Source organism: Pseudomonas sp. NBB, from assembly GCF_032701105.1.
Taxonomy (GTDB): Bacteria; Pseudomonadota; Gammaproteobacteria; order Pseudomonadales; family Pseudomonadaceae; genus Aquipseudomonas; species Aquipseudomonas asiatica.
Window position 1 is genome coordinate 4,558,411 of record NZ_CP103994.1, and the last position, 18,876, is coordinate 4,577,286.

Below are 18,876 nucleotides of genomic sequence, written 5' to 3' on the forward strand. Positions count from 1 at the left end.
GTCGCGAAAGGGGCGCGAAGCGGCCCCAGGATCTCAGCCGTTCTGCAAGATAGCCGGGGGCGCTGCGCGCCCCTTTCGCGACGCAAGGCCGCTCCCACAAGGATGCATTGCCACGCTGGCTCCCTTAGTGCCCGTACAGCTGGCACAATACCCCCATGAACACACTCCCCGCCTGCTGCGCCCCGCTCCAGCACCACTGGCCCCTGCCCCACCCCCTACCCGGCGCGGTGCTGGTCAGTTGTGCCTTCGACCCCGCCCATCTGGCACCCGACGACTTTCAGCGCGCCGGCGTCGTGCCAGGCGCCAGCCTGCAGCGCTCGGTGGCCAAGCGCCAGGCCGAGTACCTGGCCGGCCGGGTATGTGCCCGCGCCGCGCTGCAGCGCCTGGACGGCCGTGACTACGTGCCCGGCACCCACGAGGACCGCTCACCCATCTGGCCCGCCGGCATCCACGGCTCGATCACCCACGGTAAAGGCTGGGCTGCCGCCGTGGTTGCTGCCGAGGCCAGTTGCCGGGGCCTGGGCCTGGATCAGGAAGCGTTACTGGATGACCAGCGTGCCGAGCGGCTGATGGGCGAAATCCTCACCCCGCCCGAGCTCGAACGCCTCGACCGCAGCCAGCTCGGCCTTGCCGTCACCCTGACCTTCTCGCTGAAGGAAAGCCTGTTCAAGACGCTCTACCCGCTGACCCGCCAGCGCTTCTACTTCGAGCACGCCGAAGTGCTGGACTGGTCCGCCGACGGCCTGGCCCGCCTGCGCCTGCTCACCAACCTGTCGCCGCAGTGGCGGCATGGCGCCGAGCTGCAGGGCCAGTTCTGCCTGCAGGACGGCCATCTGCTCAGCCTGGTCAGCGTCTGACCTCACAGCGGTGCCTGCTGCCGTGGCCAGTTCAGGCTGAAGCAGGCGCCACCCAGCGCGGCGCTGCGCCCCACTGTGGCTCGGCCCGCGTGCCAGTAGATGATCCGCCGCACGATCGACAAGCCCAGGCCATGCCCGCCCGAAGCGCGGGTACGGCTGTCGTCGAGGCGGGTGAACGGTGTGAAGATACGGTCCCAGACGCCCTCGGGGATCCCCGGGCCGTCATCCTCCACATCGATGCGGCAGCGTTGCTGCCCCAACTGGTAGCTCAGGCGCACCTCGGCCTCGGCGTGGCGCATGGCGTTGCCCACCAGGTTCTGCAGCGCCCGGTGCAGGTAGCGCGGTTCGGCTTCGACCCAGGCGCCTCCGCCATCGGCACCCTGGCACTCACCGCGCACCACCCTTACCTCGGCACGCAACGGCGCGAGTTCTTCGATCACCCGGTCGAGCAAGGCATCCAGGTCTACCCGCTCGAACTTCAGCGCCGGTGCGCCCTGCTCCAGGCGGGCGTAGGTGAGCATCTCGTCGACCAACTTGTCGAGGTCCTGGATATCGCCGTCCATGCCCGCCAGGTGCTTGGCCCGGGCCTGCTCGGTGGTGGCACTTTCGATCATCTCCAGGCCAAAGCGCAGACGTGCCACTGGCGTGCGCAGCTCGTGGGAAACTGCCCGCACCAGTTCGCGCTGCATGGTCAGCGAGCGCTGCAGGTGCTCGGCCATGCCGTTGAAGGCCGCAGCCAGACGCCCCACCGAGTCGGCGCCGCCGGCGGGCACGCGGGTGTCCAGGCTGCCTTGGGCGATGCGCGTGGCGGCAATCTCCAGGCCCGACACGCGCCGCTCCAGTTGGCGTACCAGCAGGTAGACCACCAGGCCGATCAGGCACAGACCAAGAAAGGTTATCAGGATCAGCAACTGCGGCGGATAGGGGTTGAGCTGGTACAGCGGGCCGATTTCCAGCACCCAGGGCGAACCCGCCAGCCCGGCGAACACACGGATCGAGTCGCCATCCTTGCCCAGGGCCATGACCGTATCGCCCTCCTCGACCCGGCGCCGCTGGTCATCGTCCAGGCTCACCCGCTCGATGCGCTGCAGGGCCACGCCAAAGCCGAAGCCCTTTTCTTTCTTGATCTGTGCCAGGCGCTGCTGCTGTTCAGTCACCGGGTAGCGCACCAGTTCGTCGGCCAGCAGATAGAGGGTGGCCCGCGCCAGTTGCTCGCTGATCTGTTTGATCTGCGCTACCAGCATCAAGTCTTCCTGGCCGACCTTGCGCAACACCTGGGCCGCATGCGGGCCGGTCTTCTCGACCACCACCAGGCCGCGGTACAGGCGCGCCCGCTGGCCGCCATCGAGTGTGCGCGCGGTCATGGGCTGCAGCGCCAGTGGCACGCCGAGCAGGCGCTCCCAGATCAGCAGCGAGCGCTTGCGCTCGGTATCGTTCTGCAGCGCCAGGTTGTCGGCCATCAGGCTGAAGGTGCCCTGGGCCAGGCCTTCGCGGTGCTGGGCGGCACGTACTTCGTTGACCAGGTGCAGGCTGAGTACACCGAGCAGGGCTACCAGCACCAGCACGGCCAGCATGCCGCCATAGATGCGCAGGAAGATCGAATTGTTCATGAAGCCTCGCCGACGAACAGGTAGCCCTTGCTGCGAAGGGTCTTGATCAGCCTTGGCTGGAGCGGGTCGTCGCCGATCTTTGGGCGGATCTTGGAAATGCGTATGTCGATGGAGCGGTCCTGCCCGTCGTAGCCGACCCCACGTAGCGCGGTGAAGATCTGCTCGCGCGTCAGCACCCGGCCGGCGTTGCTGGCCAGCAGCCAGAGCAGGTCGAATTCGGCGCCGGTCAGCTCTATCAGCTGTTCGCCCAGGCGCGCCTCGCGCAGGCGATTGTCGATGCGCAGCGCGCCGAAGGCCAGGTCCTGGCGCTTGCTGTCCGGTGCTTCGCTGCGGCGCAGCAGTGCCTGGATACGCGCCAGGAGGAGCCGTGGGCGTACGGGTTTGCAGACATAGTCATCGGCCCCAAGGTCCAGGCCCTGGACCTGGTCGAGTTCATCGCTGCGGGCGGTCAGCATGAGGATCGGGCCGGGGTACTGGCTGCGCACCCGACGACAGATGCTCAGACCGTCCTCGCCGGGCAGCATCAGGTCGAGAATGACCAGGTCAGGCTGGCTGTCGACGATGCGCCGCGCGGCGCGAGCGCCATCGCCCTCGACGCTGATTTCGTAGCCGTTGGCCTGCAGATACTCGGCGGTGAGCTCGGCCAGGCGCTGGTCGTCTTCGACAATGAGAATGCGGGGTGCGGGGTGGTCCATGGCTTGTGCCTATGTTTGTTGTTTTTCTATGGCCTGTGCCGGCCTATTCGCGGGTGAACCCGCTCCCACAAGGACCGCACCGCTTTCGAACCCTGTGCAGTACCTGTGGGAGCGGGTTCACCCGCAAAAGGGCCAGCACAGGCAACATAACCCTTTAACCAAAAAGCAACATCCCCTCGGAATACTACGGCTGCCATCCGGTACTGCCAACCTGCCAGCAGCCCCTCGACTGAACCGTTTTTTGTGATAGGGTTCGCGCCCGAAAAATTCTGCCCCGGGGCAGCAAGACGCAGAAAAATACTGCAAACCACTTGGCACAAGGCCTACAGCGAATACCCACCATTCACTCACAAAGTACGCACAAGTTATCCACAGGCGCTCGCCTTGCAAAGCCCCCGATACCGCATTATCTTGTATCCCGATCGCAGCGAACCACTAGATATAGGGTTTCGTGCAAAATCACACACAAAAGTCAACCCGCAAAATCAGGCGATTTTTCGGGTGAACTTCAAGTGATTCCAGCAGCCAAACCGCTCCTGCGGAGGGCGACCGAGGCAAGCCCCTCCAGGGCCTTGTTCGGGTATGGGTGTTGCAGGCCAGGCCTGACATCCATCAGCAACAGTTTTTGGGCCCGGCCCAGAACCTTTGACTTCGGCCAGGGAGCGGCGAGCCATTGCCCCTTATTCCTGAGTCTGTCCCGAAGTTGGTACGCCCGCGCGGGCGGATGCGCATGCATTGCCCATCCCCGCCAGGCCATCGAGCAAGTGGACGGAACGGTGGGCGCCCAAAAGGCGCCTGAACAATATAGAAACTGTGGAGACACCCACCCATGCAAACCGACACAACTCGCGAGAACCCGCAGGCCAAGGTGCCGCAGGCCGCCGATTCCAACCAGGATCTGGCCGCCACCGCTCCCGGCCAACTGCGCGTGATCAAGCGTAACGGCACTGTCGTCCCCTACACCGACGACAAGATCACCGTGGCCATCACCAAGGCGTTCCTCGCAGTTGAAGGCGGCACCGCCGCCGCTTCGTCGCGCATCCACGACACCGTCGCGCGCCTGACCGAGCAGGTCACCGCCACGTTCAAACGTCGCATGCCATCGGGTGGCACCATCCACATCGAAGAAATCCAGGACCAGGTCGAACTGGCCCTGATGCGCGCCGGCGAGCAGAAGGTCGCCCGTGACTACGTGATCTACCGTGAGCAGCGCGCCAAGGAGCGTGCCACCCGCGTCAACACCGAGTCCGTGGTCGAGCCGCACCCGAGCATTCGCATCACCCTGGCCGACGGCAGCCTGGCGCCGCTCGACATGGCCCGCCTGAACACCATCATCAGCGAAGCCTGCGAAGGCCTGGCCGAAGTCGATGGCGACCTGATCCAGCGCGATACCCTGAAGAACCTGTACGACGGCGTGGCCATCAAGGACGTCAACACTGCCCTGGTGATGACCGCCCGTACCCTGGTGGAGCGCGAGCCGAACTACTCGTTCGTGACCGCCCGCCTGCTGATGGACACCCTGCGTGCCGAAGGCCTGGGCTTCCTGAACGTGGCCGAGAGCGCCACCCACCACGAAATGGCCGACCTGTACGCCAAGGCCCTGCCGGCCTATGTCGAGAAAGGCGTCGAGTTCGAGCTGCTGGACCCGGCCCTGAAAGGCTACGACCTGGAGCGCCTGGGCAAGGCCATCGACCACGAGCGTGACCAGCAATTCACCTACCTGGGCCTGCAGACCCTGTACGACCGCTACTTCATCCACAAGGATGGCGTGCGCTTCGAGCTGCCACAGGTGTTCTTCATGCGTGTGGCCATGGGCCTGGCGCTGGAAGAGAAAGACAAAGAAGCCCGTGCCATCGAGTTCTACAACCTGTTGTCGTCCTTCGACTACATGGCCTCGACCCCGACCCTGTTCAACGCCGGCACCCTGCGCCCACAGCTGTCCAGCTGCTACCTGACCACCGTGCCGGACGACCTGTCGGGCATCTACCACGCGATCCACGACAACGCCATGCTGTCGAAATTCGCCGGTGGCCTGGGCAACGACTGGACCCCTGTGCGTGCACTGGGCTCCTACATCAAGGGCACCAACGGCAAATCCCAGGGCGTGGTTCCGTTCCTGAAAGTGGTCAACGACACCGCCGTTGCCGTCAACCAGGGTGGCAAGCGCAAGGGCGCCGTGTGTGCCTACCTGGAAACCTGGCACCTGGACATCGAAGAATTCATCGAGCTGCGCAAGAACACCGGTGATGACCGTCGTCGTACCCACGACATGAACACCGCCAACTGGATCCCTGACCTGTTCATGAAGCGTGTCTTCGATGACGGCAAGTGGACCCTGTTCTCGCCTTCGGAAGTACCAGACCTGCACGACCTGACCGGCAAGGCCTTCGAAGAGCGCTACGAGTACTACGAAGCCCTGACCGAGTACAACAAGATCAAGGTGTTCAAGACCATCCAGGCCAAAGACCTGTGGCGCAAGATGCTGTCGATGCTGTTCGAGACCGGCCACCCGTGGCTGACCTTCAAGGACCCGTGCAACCTGCGTTCGCCGCAGCAGCACGTGGGCGTGGTCCACAGCTCGAACCTGTGCACCGAGATCACCCTGAACACCAACAAGGACGAGATCGCGGTCTGCAACCTGGGCTCGATCAACCTGCCGAACCACATCGTCGACGGCAAGCTGGATACCGCCAAGCTGCAACGCACCGTGAACACCGCCGTGCGCATGCTCGACAACGTGATCGACATCAACTACTACTCGGTGCCGCAAGCGCGTAACTCGAACTTCAAGCACCGCCCGGTCGGCCTGGGCATCATGGGCTTCCAGGATGCGCTGTACCTGCAGCACATTCCGTACGGCTCCGATGCTGCCGTCGAGTTCGCCGACAAGTCGATGGAAGCGGTCAGCTTCTACGCCATCCAGGCGTCCTGCGACCTGGCCGACGAGCGCGGTGCGTACGAGACCTTCCAGGGTTCGCTGTGGTCCAAGGGCATCCTGCCGCTGGATTCGCAACAGATCCTGATCGAGGCCCGTGGCGCCAAGTACATCGACGTCAACCTGGAAGAGTCCCTGGACTGGGCCCCGGTGCGCGAGCGCGTCAAGAAAGGTATTCGTAACTCGAACATCATGGCCATCGCGCCGACCGCGACCATCGCCAACATCACCGGCGTGTCGCAGTCCATCGAGCCGACCTACCAGAACCTGTACGTGAAATCGAACCTGTCGGGCGAGTTCACCGTGATCAACCCGTACCTGGTCCGCGACCTGAAGGCCCGTGGCCTGTGGGACTCGGTGATGATCAACGACCTGAAGTACTACGACGGTTCGGTGCAGCAGATCGAGCGTATCCCGCAAGAGCTGAAGGACCTGTACGCCACCGCGTTCGAAGTCGAGACCAAGTGGATCGTCGATGCCGCCTCGCGTCGCCAGAAGTGGATCGACCAGGCCCAGTCGCTGAACCTGTACATCGCCGGCGCCTCGGGCAAGAAGCTGGACGTGACCTACCGCATGGCCTGGTACCGTGGTCTGAAGACCACCTACTACCTCCGTGCCCTGGCCGCGACCAGCACCGAGAAGTCGACCATCAACACCGGCAAGCTCAACGCCGTTTCCAGCGGTGGCGACAGCGCCCCGGTCCAGGCAGCCGGCCCTGCGCCAGTGCCGAAGGCCTGCGCGATCGACGAGCCTGACTGCGAAGCCTGCCAGTAAGGCCAGGCCGAGGCTTCCTGCGGGAAGCCTCGATGCGTTTTCCGCATCACTGCGGACCCTGTGGGAGCGGGTTCACCCGCGATGAGGCCGGCACTCCCGCCGCCTCTCCACAGCCAGACACAACAAGCCGTGGCTGCAAAGCCGCGGCCAGCCCTTTTCGGGCACCTCAGATTTGCGTGCACCGCACCGCAACCAAGATCCACCGGCCATACTTGATAGATGGCCCTCAAGCAGGAGAATCTCACCATGCTGAGTTGGGACGAATTCGATAAAGAAGACGGCGAAGTAGCCGCCAAAGGCAACACCCCTGCGCAGGCCGCTGCTGCCGCCACCCTCGACAAGCTCGACAGCGCCGGTGGTGCCGCCGCCCTGGAAGCCCGTGCCGCCACCGCCGACGACTCCGACGCCGTCAAGCGCGCCAAGGCTGCCCTGAACGACCTCGACATCGCCGAAGGCCTGGCCGAGCTGGAAGGCTCCGGCGCCCGCGTGCGTGTTGACGAAAAGCGCATGATCAACTGCCGCGCCGACCTCAACCAGCTGGTACCGTTCAAGTACGATTGGGCCTGGCAGAAGTACCTGGACGGCTGCGCCAACCACTGGATGCCGCAAGAGGTCAACATGACCGCCGACATCGCCCTGTGGAAGAGCATGGACGGCCTGACCGAAGACGAGCGTCGCATCGTCATGCGCAACCTCGGCTTCTTCTCCACTGCCGACTCGCTGGTAGCCAACAACCTGGCCCTGGCCGTGTACCGCCTGATCACCAACCCGGAGTGCCGCCAGTACATCCTGCGCCAGGCCTTCGAAGAGGCGATCCACACCCACGCCTACCAGTACTGCATCGAGTCGCTGGGCATGGATGAAGGCGAGATCTTCAACATGTACCACGAGATCCCGTCGGTAGCGAAGAAAGCCGCCTGGGGCCTGAAGTACACCCGCGCCATCTCCGATCCGGAATTCAACACCGGCACCGTCGAAACCGACAAAGAGCTGCTGCGCAACCTGATCGCCTACTACTGCGTACTGGAAGGCATCTTCTTCTACTGCGGCTTCACCCAGATCCTGTCCATGGGCCGCCGCAACAAGATGACCGGCGTGGCCGAGCAGTTCCAGTACATCCTGCGTGACGAGTCGATGCACCTGAACTTCGGTATCGACGTGATCAACCAGATCAAGATCGAGAACCCGCACCTGTGGGACGCGGCGATGAAGGAAGAAGCGACCCAGATGATCCTGCAAGGGACCCAGCTGGAGATCGAATACGCCCGTGACACCATGCCACGCGGCGTGCTGGGCATGAACGCAGCGATGATGGAAGACTACCTCAAGTTCATCGCCAACCGTCGCCTGACCCAGATTGGTCTGAAGGAAGAGTACCCAGGGACTACCAACCCGTTCCCGTGGATGAGCGAGATCATGGACTTGAAGAAAGAGAAGAACTTCTTCGAGACCCGTGTGATCGAGTATCAGACTGGTGGGGCGTTGAGCTGGGATTGATAATCCGAGCGCTCATAATCGCTAATCCGCGTAACCTTCTCACTAAACGTGAAATGGATACACTGAAGAGGACTGCCCTTAGGCAGCCCTCTTCGCTCTCGCGAAGCGCGAAAGAGCTTTTGCAAAAAAGGGTTGCCAATTGGCAGCCTTTTTTTCTAGCCCTGGTGGGAAAGTGAGCGTTCGCACGGGTAGCTTTGGAAGTCTTCCCCTCGCCTGATGGGCGAGTCAATGATGCCCTCCCGTGTGCTCATCGAACAAACGGAGCCCCAATAGCTTGGCAGCCTACCGCGTAGATGTAGGAGGACAAAGTTATTTGCCCTTTCGGCCGAAGTTGAGTGGTTGAACCAGGGTTAAGTGACTTGACGGTGTTGTAATAGAAAAAAGGCCCGAGAATTTTTTCGGGCCTTTTTGCTTTCCTGTAAGACGGTTACAAACCAACAGAGGGTTGTGAAGTGACTTTAGGTGGAGTCTGATATGTAGCGTTGAAAACCATATCTGTCAGCCAACGTTTGAAGTTAGGGTTGTCGCTGAACTGCTTGAACAGCTCGGTGTGGTCGGACAGCAGCTCCAGCACCACGCGGTTGAGAGCCTTGTCATGCTCCAGCTTGGCGTTTTGCTTGTCGGAGTTCGCCTGCGCGTTCTGGTAGGCCTTATCCTGCGCCACCCGCGCCGGGATTTCCTCCGCGATAACCTTGCGGATCTTATCCTCGTCCTTCCACTCGATGTTGCCGAATAGGTCGTTGAAGGTCTTAATGATCGCGGAGAGCTTGTCGATGTCTGCCTCGCCCTTGCCGCCACCGCCGCTAGGCGGTACTGGATCGACCGTGGCGTCGGCATCGGCCATCGCCATCTTCAGCGCCGCTTTGGCCTCCACCCTGTAGCTGTCCATGTCGATGGTCTCCAGCACCCCCTTGGAGAGGTCTTCCTCTTTGGGAGCGGGCAACTTGGGGATGAGGAAGTTCAAGAAGATCGACAGTTTCTCCCACGTCGGGTGGCCGTAGCTCAGGATCGCCGCAAGAAAGCCGTAACTGCGCACGAAGGCCTTAGCTTTACCCTTGAACTTAACCTGATCGTCCTCGCCGAGCTTGTCCGTGTATTCGACCACGCAAGCATCGAGGATGGGGTCGAGTTTGTCCCGGTCTGCGCCGCTCAAGTACAACGCCACCAAATCTACCACCTGCTGCCAGCTATACACCTGCTGCTCGTCGAGTTCGGCCTTTAGGTCGTGCAGCTTGTTGGCATCGGTTTCGCCGTTCTGGATGATGGCGCGGTAGTAGCCCTGAAACGCCGCCTTCACCGCCTCGGCGTTGTCGGCAAAGTCGAGCACGAAAGTGTCGTGCTTCTGCGGATGGGCCCGGTTCAGGCGTGAAAGCGTCTGGACTGCCAGCACGCCCGCCAGCGGCTTGTCCACGTACATCGTGTGCAACAATGGCTCATCGAAGCCGGTAACGAACTTGTTGGCTACGATCAGGAAGCGATATGGGTCTTGCTTGAGATTGGCCGGAATATCCTTGCTCGGAAACCCGTTGAGATCAGCCTCGGTCTTCTTCTGGCCGCCAATTTCGAAGTCACCCGAGTACGCCACGATGGCCTTGTACGGACTCTTGATCTGCGTGAGGTAGTCCGACACCTCGCGCCAGTAGTCGATGGCTCGCGCGATGCCGTTGCACACGATCATCGCCCGCGCCTTACCGCCGATCTTCTGCTTGCCCGCGACCTGTGTGATGAAGTGATCGACCATGATCTCGGCCTTGCGGCTGATAGCCTTGTCGTGCGACTCGACGTAGTGGCGGATCTTCTTCAGCGCCTTCACCTTGTCGAATTCCGGATCGTCCGCCACCGTCTTGGCCACTTGGTAAAAGCTGTCGTAGGTGGTGTAGTTCTCCACCACATTGAGGATGAACCCCTCTTGGATGGCCTGCTTGGTGGTGTAGGTCAGTTCTTCGGGCGAGCGGAACTGTACCTTGTCGCCAACGAGGGTCTTCTCGCCAAACAACTCCAGCGTCTTGCTCTTGGGCGTGGCAGTGAAGGCGAAGTAGCTGGCGTTGACCAGCAGCTTGCGCGAGGCGATTCGCTTCTCGATTTCCGTGTTTACCGCGTCCTGCGTACTGTCCTCCTCGAACTCCTCCTCGGCCACCTTGCCGCCAAGGGCTTCGTGCATCCGTGCTGTGGTCTTGCCGCCTTGGCTGGAATGCGCCTCGTCGATCAACAGTGCGAAGCTCTTGCCGGAGAGATCGCCCAACTCATCGAGGATGAACGGTGTTGCCGCTGACCGAAAACTGACCCAGTTTCGCCCGTTGTGCTGACTGAAAACTGACCCAGGTGTTCCACTGCACCTGCTCAATTTTTGAGCAGGAGAACACAGGGTGATCAGCATGGAAATGATGGGCAAAATTCGGCGGATGTATTTCCGCGACAAGCTGTCGTTGCATGAGATAGCCAAGCGCACCGGACTGTCGCGCAACACCATCCGAAAATGGGTCAGAGCGCCGGAGTCCAAACAGCCGGTTTATCAGCGTCGAGCCGTGTTCAACAAGCTCAGTCCCTTTCACGAGATGTTGGAGCAAGCGCTGCGGGCTGATGCCTTAAGGGCCAAGCAACATCGTCGCAGTGCCAAGGCGCTGCTGGCCATGATCCGCGCTGAAGGCTATGACGGCGGCTACAGCCAGCTCACTGCCTTCGTTCGTCATTGGCGCGGAGAGCAAGGCAAGGCGGTACGGGCATTTGTGCCGTTGGCATTCGCCTTGGGCGAGGCCTTCCAGTTCGATTGGAGCGAGGAAGGCCTGCTGGTTGGCGGTGTTTTCAGGCGCGTCCAGGTCGCGCACATGAAGCTATGTGCCAGCCGAGCTTTCTGGCTAGTGGCCTATCCCAGCCAAGGGCATGAAATGCTGTTCGATGCCCATACCCGCTCATTCGCCGCCTTAGGTGGCGTGCCGCGTCGCGGCATCTACGACAACATGAAAACTGCGGTCGACAAGGTCTCCAAGGGTAAAGGCCGCACGGTCAATGCTCGCTTCATGGTGATGTGCTCGCACTACCTGTTCGACCCGGACTTCTGCAACGTAGCGTCCGGCTGGGAAAAAGGTATCGTCGAAAAGAATGTCCAAGACAGTCGGCGCCGCATCTGGCTGTCCGCCCGCGACAATACTTTCCATAGCTTCGAAGAGTTGAATGCCTGGCTTGCCCAGCGCTGCCGGGCTCTCTGGCATGAGCTGATTCATCCGCAGTACAACGGCCTTACCGTCGCAGAAGTCTTGGAATTGGAGCGCGTCGAAATGATGCCGATGCCGACGCCTTTCGACGGATATGTAGAACGCACGGTTCGCGTTTCCAGCACCTGTCTGATCAACGTGGCTCGCAACCGCTATTCAGTACCCTGTGAGCGTGTTGGCCAGTGGGTCAGCAGTCGGCTCTATCCCTCGCGAATCGTCGTGATTGCCGATGAGGGTGTGATTGCTAGCCATGAGCGCCTGTTTGATCGCGATCAGGTCAGCTACGACTGGCAACACTACATCCCCCTCATTGAACGCAAACCGGGGGCCCTACGCAATGGTGCCCCGTTTGCCGATCTGCCTAAGCCACTACGCCTGCTCAGGCGCGGGCTGCTGCGGAATCTACAGGGTGACCGGGTTATGACCCAGGTCTTGGCCGCCGTGCCCATCGCTGGCCTGGATGCTGTTCTCGTAGCGGTTGAGCTGGTTTTGGAGTCTGGCAGCCTGAGCGCTGACCACATCCTCAACATCGTGGCCCGTCTGACCGCTCGTGAAGCACCACCCTCGGTCGAAACCAACCTGCAACTGAACGTTACCCCTGTTGCCAATACCGCACGCTATGACCGGTTGCGCAGCACGGATGAGGAGGTGCGCAATGCGTGATCTCACAGAGGAACTCAAAGACTTACGCCTGCACGGCATGGCCGATGCCTGGGCAGAGCTGGCCGCACAAGGCGAATCTTCCACTGCGTCATCGAAATGGCTGATCGAGCATCTCCTTGATCAAGAGCACGCCGACCGAGCAGTACGCTCGGTGCATCATCAGATGAGCATGGCGAAACTGCCCATGCACCGTGACCTGGCTGGCTTCGACTTCGGTGTATCCAGCGCCGATGTCCGATTGATCAGGGAACTGTCCACTCTGGCCTTCACCGACACAGCGCAAAATGTGGTGTTCATCGGTGGCCCTGGCACCGGTAAAACGCACCTCGCTACTGCCTTGGCAGTGGCCGGCATCACCCAACATAACAAGCGTGTGCGTTTTCACTCCACAGTCGATCTGGTCAACCTGCTGGAGCGTGAAAAACATGAGGGCAAGACAGGGCGTATCGCCCGAGGACTACTGCGTGCAGATCTGGTAATCCTTGATGAGCTTGGCTACCTACCTTTCAGTCAGAGCGGCGGAGCCCTGCTGTTCCACCTGCTTTCGAAGCTTTACGAGCACACCAGCGTGATCATCACCACCAACCTCAGCTTCGCCGAGTGGTCGAGCGTATTTGGCGACGCCAAGATGACCACGGCCTTGCTCGACCGATTGACACACCACTGCCACATCGTCGAGACGGGGAATGAATCATACCGCCTGCAAAACAGCACCTTGGTGGCCAAGACCAAGATCCAGGCGAGGGAGCGCAGACGGCAGGATGTCGAGGAATCGGAGGACGACCCGTTTTGACCTCTTTGGGCTGGCCTTGCTGAGTGCAGGGTCAGCACTTTCACGACGCTGTCGACTGCTAGGCTTATCCACAATTGCCGGGGTCTAAATCGGCAAGCAGCCCTGGGTCATTTTTCAATCGGCAGGGTGGGTCAGTTTTCAATCAGCGCCGACAGTTACGGCCTTCATGGATTTCGCCGAGCTCATGCTGCTCGAGATACCGGAAACTTTCAAAAATGCAGACATGGTGATTGTCACCACTGCAGATTGGTCATCGGAAGCAGCCCTCTGGTTGCGCAAAGCGCTAGGTGCAGGCTGGAATCTCCTGCAAGCGTGGAGTGAACCGCACTCGTTTGTAGGGCATGCGCTCTTAGCACCCAAAGGGGGGCATGATGGACGCCCTTTGTTCGATGACACTGGGAATTTCGACTTCAAATACAGCGAATGGCCGAACGGTGGCGGAGTAGTTCCACTGCCGGCGTGTGGCCAGACATTCATCCCTGGAGGCGCCTCAGGGATGGCGAACGTGGCGTCCATGGTTACGCAACTAGCATTGAGGGGGCTGACTGGGCAGATAGACATACCTGTGTGGAGCACAAGTATCTATCGGCCTCAGGACATTGCTAAACATGACGGCATTTACAGCGGGCCAGCTTTAGCAGATGGCGTCCAACACATCGTGCTGGAGCGCGAGTGGCCGAATGTAGGGAGTGGTAAGCAGTGAGTGCCATCGCGTGGACATGGCAATGGGCTGGCATCGATGTTCGCTTGTCTGTTTCGCAAGCTGTTGCCGATGTGCTGGATCAGTACAGGCAACGGACGTGGAAAACTGAACGCGGTGGTCAACTGTTTGTCGACCTCGCCAACCCCGATGGTTTGATCATGAGCCTCGCCACACCACCACATGCAAGAGACCGCGCTGGATGGACTTGGCTGGAACTCGACGCTGACCGCTGTCGGAAGGAAATCGAATCGGCCAACGCACGAGGGCTCAGGCTAGTGGGGTATTGGCATACTCACCCACAAACCGTACCGGCTATTTCACCCACAGACATAGCAAGCTTCTCTCGTTTCGCAGCACGCTATAGGCAGGAACTCCCCCACCCGATCGCCGTGATCGTAGGCCTATCCCCAAACCCCGACGGCATTAAGGCGTGGTTGTTCCGCGATGGTAAGTGCGTGGAGGCCGCCTTCGCCAACTGATCAGACCAGCGCAGCCCTGCGCTGCAGCATCAATTGGAAAAGCTCTGCCTGGTAGCGTGCATCGTCCAGCGCGTTATGTGTGGCAGATGACTGCGGCAGTAAACTTTCACTCATGTGTGATGACTTGGTTTGCTTCCAATCGAGATTGAAAGCCCCCATGTAATACGCCTTTATATCGAGAGCCGCAAACCCGAAGGGGTTTTCACCCATATACTTATGAAAGTAATAGTTCACGAACGACCAATCAAAAGGTGCATTCAGACCGACAAATACGATTCTTTGGCCGGGCGAGCTGACATTTTCCAGCCACTCCGCAAGGCTCTGCATCGCTTGTAAGGGGACAACCCCTGTAACTGCCAGTTCCTGCAGATCGAATCCCGTTACAGCTACCGCTTCAGGATCATGTTTGGGGCTGTCTGGCTTTAGCTCCAGGTAGATAGCTTGTTTGGGCTGCCCGACAACACATGCCCCAAGTGAGAGCATGCTGTACTCTCCAGGGATCGGCCCTGAAGCTTCGATGTCTACAGAAATATAAAGTTCTTCATTGCTCATTCCTTACCTCCTGGATAAACAACTAACAATCTGCTTTGTCGAATCCACTAGCCTATCAGGAGCACCCGACCACGCCGGAATATGTAAAGTACTTAAGAACCAAACAGCTCGTCCACCCGATCAGGAATTTTCGGCGTTGTGGAGAGGACCAAACAGCGACTTGTTCCGGCGAACTCTTCAATCAGATAGAGGGAGTCCCCGACGTCAACGCCAAGCTCTTGCAAGGCTTGGTCGGGTATGCGGATTGCTCCGTCTCCGTCCCAATCCTCAATGGTTATTCTGAATCTGGTATTCATCGTCGCTCCAAGCTCCGCCACGCCTAAAATCCTACAACACCCTTCCAGCTCAACCCCTGACTCTGTCAGTGCAGCGCTCATTGGCATACCTTGAGGGGTACAGAGGCCGCCCATCTGGCCCATTTCTATGGGAAACAGAATCAGTGAGGCCCATCGCGTCGACCTGGGACAGCAACTGCATAGCTTAGCACACCGAACTGAGCCGGCGTGTCCGTTCGGCCACCATCAGCCAGCGCGACGGTCGTCGGGCACGAGTGATTCTGTTGGCGGCCCAAGGTTGCACGCGGGTAGAAATTGCCCGGCTGACCGGGTTCTCGCTTCCTGTCGTCACGTGTTGGTGTCGACGTTTTCAGGATCAGCGGCTAGACGGTTTGATCGATAAGCCAGGTCGCGGTCGTAAACCCTTCCTGCCCCTTGACACTGTACAACGCGTGCTTGAGCAAGTCACACAACCCCGGATCCGTGAACGTCGCTGGAGCCGCCGAAGCATGGCCCGGGCGGCTGGAATTTCAGCCACCAGTGTGGACAAGATCTGGGCTGCCAACGATTTGGAGCCGCACCTAACCCGCACCTTCAAACGGCCCAATGACCCGCATTTCGAAGAGAAGTTTTGGGACGTCATCGGCCTCTACCTGGATCCGCCGGACAAAGCGCTGGTGCTCTGTTGCGATGAAAATAGCCAAGTTCAAGCACTTGAGCGGACCCAACCGGGGTTTGCCCTGACGATCGGTCACATCCGTACGTAGTCACACAATTATGCGCGCCACGGCACCGTCACCTTGTTCACGGCTCTGGACTATCTTCAAGGACGCTTGATCAGTTGCATCGAGCGAGAACACCGGCATTTCCAACGGGAGGATTGCTCTGCAGCATTGAGTCATCGCACATGCAACCAGTAAAAAGAAATATAAATTTAACTCGCCCCGAGAGCACGCGCAAACCTCTTTCCAACCCAGGTTTTGCAATTTCCTCAAGAAGGCACCTTAAAATTCAGAATCCCGGCGATGGCTGGCCCCGTGGCGCAAAATGTATAAGCATATGGCGGCTCATGTCTAACACCTGAAGCACAAGCTAGAGTAGCTTAAGAAAAAACAAAAAGGAGCACATGTATGACCACTCTAACAACACCTACCCCGCATCCATCTCATTTCAACAAGTTCAGAACGCGTAAAATTCTATTACTAGCTCTATTGCCATTCTTATCCACGCAATTGTTTGCAATGGAGCCCAAAGCAGCGTTTCATTTGAATGCTGAATTTGAGAAGCAGTACAGCTTTTCAATTGCAGTCAAAGCTGGGGATTTTCTACGCATTGGAGGCGTCACCTCCGTTGACAAGGACGGAAAAGAGGTCTATGCCGGCGATGCTACAAAGCAGATGCAGCTAATTTACGAGCGAATGGCAGCTATCCTAAAAGCCCATGGCGCGGACTTTAGCAATGTTGTAAGCGAAACTATTTACTATAAAACAGACAATGACATTTACTTTAAGGCCCTAGAGACCAGAGCAGCCGTTTATAAAGGATTGGTAGCGCCAAGTGCGTCCGGCGTGAGAGTAGTTGACTTTGCCAGCGATAGTGCGCTCATTGAAATAACGGCAGTGGCGTACCTGGGGAAGTGACCGCTTAATTCGGCCTGACACTAATAACCAGGAACACTCATTATCCTCATCAAAAAAATAATACATAAGGACGCGACTAAATCCAGCAATAGTCGCCAGCGCAATATCGCCTAGCAAGTAAAACAAGCCAAAAAAATTAAGATAGGATAACAGCTCCAAAAGTATAATGATTTTATACCCAACTGGAAGCTAACATGCTATGAAATCCGATCATGCTGGCTGCACCCTGCAAATTATCCAACCAGAATAACAACCAACTCTTTATTTAAATAAATATAACCAGCAAGCGAATTTTACGCTACACCCAACTAAACTCTCCTCTCGAGATCAGCTAATGAATAACAAAATCTACCATAAAGGTTTAGCTGCAGGGGCCGTACTAGTACTAATGCCTACAGGCATTTGTTATGCAAACTCCCAATCGGAGTCTGCTGGATTTTTAGAAGACAGTCATCTCAACCTCCTTTCCCGCAATCACTATTGGCATCAGACTGGCGATTTGGGTACACAGCGTGATTGGACACAGGGTGAAATGCTTGATTTCAACTCTGGATTTACCCAGGGTGTGGTGGGCTTCGGCATCGATGCTTTCGCCTATGGAGCCATAAAGCTCGACGGAAGCGGCAAACGGACAGGCTCTGTGACGCTCCCTGTTCGCGACAACGGTCAGCCGGCGGATAGCTATAGTAAAGCGGGGGGCAGCATCAAGGTTCAACTGTCCAATACCACACTAAGATACGGTGACTTACAACCAAAAGTTCCTGTGTTCGCTACCGGCAGCTCTAAGTTACTGAACCAGACCGCAACTGGCTGGATGCTCGATAGCGGAGAGCTAAAGGATATCGTCCTATCCGCTGGACTTTTCACCTCAGGTACAAGTTACCTTTCTACCAATCGAAGCGGCGATCTCGGACTGGCTTTCGCAAGGGTCAGCACCCCACAGGTGGGATATATTGGTGGTACGTACGCGCTCAGTGATCAGACATCTATATCGTTTTATGGCTCTCGGTATGAGAACCTCATGGATCAGTATTATACCAATATCAACCAAGCTATCGCATTATCCGAATCACAATCATTAACGCTTGACTTTAACTTATACCGCAGCCTCAACTCGGGAGAAGCAAAGGCAGGTGATATTAATGTCACAGCAGCGTCAATTTCAGCAGCACTTGCAACGGGTCCTCACACATTCGCACTGGCGTTTCAGCGCAATGATGGTGACCAGCCCCACGATTACGCAGCGATAGGAAGCGTCAGTCCCGGAGTGGCAGCAGGTGTTTTTAGCGACGGTCTATACCTAGCAAACGCCGCTGAATTGTCAGACTTTAATGCACCAAATGAGCAGTCAGTTCAGCTTCGCTATGAGCTGGACATGCAATCGTTTGGAGTACCGGGTTCGACTTTAACAGCCAAGCATATTCGTGGGACGGACATCGACGGCAGTAAAGTTAACGCAGACTCAGCTTATTTTGGACTTTATGGGAAGTCTGAAGAAGAGCGGGAGACCGATTTGATTGCTCAGTATATCATCCCGAGCGGTCCGGCTAAGGCATTGACGACTAAATTAATACAATCTTGGCACTCAGGCGACATCAGTACAGGCGGTAGGATCACTCGAACTCGACTGATTATCTCCTACCCATTTGAATTTTTTTGAATTTAAAGTATCTCAAGGTTGAGCCTTATAGTTTATATGGTATCAAAAATGAGACACTGGCAGTTCGTAAGGAATGGCGGTTCGCCTCGAGCCGTCAGCTTACGGGGAGAATACTCAGAAATAATTGGAGTTTGAAAGGCCAAGTCATAGTGATGACGATGTAATAGCTCAGATAGCCGATCGCAGAACTATTGGATCTGTTTTAATACAATTAAAAATTTAGCTAATTCAACTTAAAGAGAACAGGCATATGGGTATTTTTGACTGGAAACATTGGATTGTTATATTAGTCGTTGTGGTGCTGGTGTTTGGCACCAAGAAATTGAAAAACCTCGGCACCGATGTCGGCGAATCGATTAAAGGCTTTCGCAAAGCCATGAACGATGATGAACCACCATCCGCCCCCAACATGTCTGCGGAGCAACCGACCGAATCGATATCACCGAAGACCACCCAGCCTGTGAATGGGCCAAGCACCTTAGACGTGCAGGCGCAAAGAGTTGAAGAGCCAACTCGTAACAACGCGTGAGC

14 protein-coding genes and 2 pseudogenes are annotated in these 18,876 nt (G+C 58.1%); 11 read left to right on the forward strand and 5 right to left on the reverse strand.

What is annotated here, in order from left to right:
* The first annotated feature begins 155 nt into the window (after positions 1-155).
* A complete protein-coding gene (locus tag NY023_RS21155; protein WP_038409800.1) occupies positions 156-857 on the forward strand; it encodes a 4'-phosphopantetheinyl transferase in 702 nt (233 codons plus the stop codon).
* 2 nt (positions 858-859) lie between these two features.
* Here NY023_RS21155 and NY023_RS21160 read toward each other — a convergent pair whose 3' ends face one another.
* Both NY023_RS21160 and NY023_RS21165 read right to left on the reverse strand, forming a co-directional pair.
* Positions 860-2,467 carry an ATP-binding protein gene (locus NY023_RS21160; RefSeq protein ID WP_013973840.1) on the reverse strand — a complete coding sequence of 536 codons (1,608 nt, stop codon included), beginning with the start codon at positions 2,465-2,467 and terminating at the stop codon, positions 860-862.
* Positions 2,464-3,162: a response regulator transcription factor gene (locus NY023_RS21165; protein ID WP_013973841.1), complete on the reverse strand. Its 699-nt coding sequence runs from the start codon at positions 3,160-3,162 to the stop codon at positions 2,464-2,466. Before NY023_RS21165 ends, NY023_RS21160 begins: the two co-directional genes overlap by 4 nt.
* A gap of 829 nt (positions 3,163-3,991) precedes the next feature.
* On the opposite strand from NY023_RS21165, the gene NY023_RS21170 reads away from it, so the two are divergent.
* Both NY023_RS21170 and NY023_RS21175 read left to right on the forward strand, forming a co-directional pair.
* Positions 3,992-6,871: a ribonucleoside-diphosphate reductase subunit alpha gene (locus NY023_RS21170; RefSeq protein WP_013973842.1), complete on the forward strand. Its 2,880-nt coding sequence runs from the start codon at positions 3,992-3,994 to the stop codon at positions 6,869-6,871.
* 246 nt (positions 6,872-7,117) lie between these two features.
* Positions 7,118-8,368 carry a ribonucleotide-diphosphate reductase subunit beta gene (locus tag NY023_RS21175; protein WP_024087598.1) on the forward strand — a complete coding sequence of 417 codons (1,251 nt, stop codon included), beginning with the start codon at positions 7,118-7,120 and terminating at the stop codon, positions 8,366-8,368.
* Between the two features lie 460 nt (positions 8,369-8,828).
* Here NY023_RS21175 and NY023_RS21180 read toward each other — a convergent pair.
* A pseudogene (locus tag NY023_RS21180) lies at positions 8,829-10,628 on the reverse strand (UvrB domain 3-containing protein); the annotation flags it as partial.
* Positions 10,629-10,743: 115 nt separating this feature from the next.
* On the opposite strand from NY023_RS21180, the gene istA reads away from it, so the two are divergent.
* The 4 genes from istA (at position 10,744) to NY023_RS21200 (ending at position 14,218) form a co-directional block, all read left to right on the forward strand.
* Positions 10,744-12,243 (forward strand): IS21 family transposase, encoded by a 1,500-nt coding sequence (gene istA / locus NY023_RS21185; RefSeq protein WP_169725187.1) that lies wholly within the window; start codon positions 10,744-10,746, stop codon positions 12,241-12,243.
* Positions 12,236-13,036, forward strand: coding sequence for an IS21-like element helper ATPase IstB (gene istB, locus NY023_RS21190; protein WP_013970780.1), 801 nt, complete (start codon positions 12,236-12,238; stop codon positions 13,034-13,036). The genes istA and istB overlap by 8 nt, the downstream gene beginning before the upstream one ends.
* Positions 13,037-13,202: 166 nt before the next feature.
* Complete coding sequence (locus NY023_RS21195; RefSeq protein WP_193384121.1) at positions 13,203-13,739, forward strand: hypothetical protein; 537 nt, start codon at positions 13,203-13,205, stop codon at positions 13,737-13,739.
* Positions 13,736-14,218: a Mov34/MPN/PAD-1 family protein gene (locus NY023_RS21200; RefSeq protein WP_024087603.1), complete on the forward strand. Its 483-nt coding sequence runs from the start codon at positions 13,736-13,738 to the stop codon at positions 14,216-14,218. Before NY023_RS21195 ends, NY023_RS21200 begins: the two co-directional genes overlap by 4 nt.
* Here the strand turns inward: NY023_RS21200 and NY023_RS21205 are convergent, their stop codons facing one another.
* Together NY023_RS21205 and NY023_RS21210 are read right to left on the reverse strand one after the other, a co-directional pair.
* Complete coding sequence (locus NY023_RS21205) at positions 14,219-14,770, reverse strand: 3'-5' exonuclease (protein WP_024087604.1); 552 nt, start codon at positions 14,768-14,770, stop codon at positions 14,219-14,221.
* Between the two features lie 92 nt (positions 14,771-14,862).
* Positions 14,863-15,066: an AbrB/MazE/SpoVT family DNA-binding domain-containing protein gene (locus NY023_RS21210; protein ID WP_024087605.1), complete on the reverse strand. Its 204-nt coding sequence runs from the start codon at positions 15,064-15,066 to the stop codon at positions 14,863-14,865.
* A 197-nt stretch (positions 15,067-15,263) separates the two neighbouring features.
* On the opposite strand from NY023_RS21210, the pseudogene NY023_RS21215 reads away from it, so the two are divergent.
* From NY023_RS21215 to NY023_RS21230, 4 genes and pseudogenes are all read left to right on the forward strand, one after another.
* Positions 15,264-15,911 (forward strand): annotated as a pseudogene (locus NY023_RS21215) (IS630 family transposase); the annotation flags it as partial.
* Positions 15,912-16,175: 264 nt separating this feature from the next.
* On the forward strand, positions 16,176-16,685 hold the full coding sequence (locus NY023_RS21220) for a RidA family protein (RefSeq protein WP_013973850.1): 510 nt from the start codon (positions 16,176-16,178) through the stop codon (positions 16,683-16,685).
* A gap of 334 nt (positions 16,686-17,019) precedes the next feature.
* The gene (locus NY023_RS21225) at positions 17,020-18,345 is read left to right on the forward strand and encodes an OprD family outer membrane porin (protein ID WP_013973851.1); all 1,326 of its coding nucleotides are present in this window, start codon (positions 17,020-17,022) and stop codon (positions 18,343-18,345) included.
* Positions 18,346-18,595: 250 nt separating this feature from the next.
* Positions 18,596-18,874: a twin-arginine translocase TatA/TatE family subunit gene (locus tag NY023_RS21230; RefSeq protein WP_024087607.1), complete on the forward strand. Its 279-nt coding sequence runs from the start codon at positions 18,596-18,598 to the stop codon at positions 18,872-18,874.
* Positions 18,875-18,876 lie beyond the last annotated feature (2 nt).

Excerpts from the sequence above, each read along its gene's own strand:
- NY023_RS21165 (WP_013973841.1), bottom strand. The coding sequence starts at position 3,162 with ATGGACCACCCCGCACCCCGCATTCTCATTGTCGAAGACGACCAGCGC.
- NY023_RS21195 (WP_193384121.1), top strand. The coding sequence starts at position 13,203 with ATGGATTTCGCCGAGCTCATGCTGCTCGAGATACCGGAAACTTTCAAA.
- istA (WP_169725187.1), top strand. The coding sequence starts at position 10,744 with ATGGAAATGATGGGCAAAATTCGGCGGATGTATTTCCGCGACAAGCTG.
- NY023_RS21220 (WP_013973850.1), top strand. The coding sequence starts at position 16,176 with ATGACCACTCTAACAACACCTACCCCGCATCCATCTCATTTCAACAAG.
- NY023_RS21155 (WP_038409800.1), top strand. The coding sequence starts at position 156 with ATGAACACACTCCCCGCCTGCTGCGCCCCGCTCCAGCACCACTGGCCC.
- NY023_RS21230 (WP_024087607.1), top strand. The coding sequence starts at position 18,596 with ATGGGTATTTTTGACTGGAAACATTGGATTGTTATATTAGTCGTTGTG.
- NY023_RS21170 (WP_013973842.1), top strand. The coding sequence starts at position 3,992 with ATGCAAACCGACACAACTCGCGAGAACCCGCAGGCCAAGGTGCCGCAG.
- NY023_RS21175 (WP_024087598.1), top strand. The coding sequence starts at position 7,118 with ATGCTGAGTTGGGACGAATTCGATAAAGAAGACGGCGAAGTAGCCGCC.
- NY023_RS21160 (WP_013973840.1), bottom strand. The coding sequence starts at position 2,467 with ATGAACAATTCGATCTTCCTGCGCATCTATGGCGGCATGCTGGCCGTG.
- istB (WP_013970780.1), top strand. The coding sequence starts at position 12,236 with ATGCGTGATCTCACAGAGGAACTCAAAGACTTACGCCTGCACGGCATG.
- NY023_RS21205 (WP_024087604.1), bottom strand. The coding sequence starts at position 14,770 with ATGAGCAATGAAGAACTTTATATTTCTGTAGACATCGAAGCTTCAGGG.
- NY023_RS21210 (WP_024087605.1), bottom strand. The coding sequence starts at position 15,066 with ATGAATACCAGATTCAGAATAACCATTGAGGATTGGGACGGAGACGGA.
- NY023_RS21225 (WP_013973851.1), top strand. The coding sequence starts at position 17,020 with ATGAATAACAAAATCTACCATAAAGGTTTAGCTGCAGGGGCCGTACTA.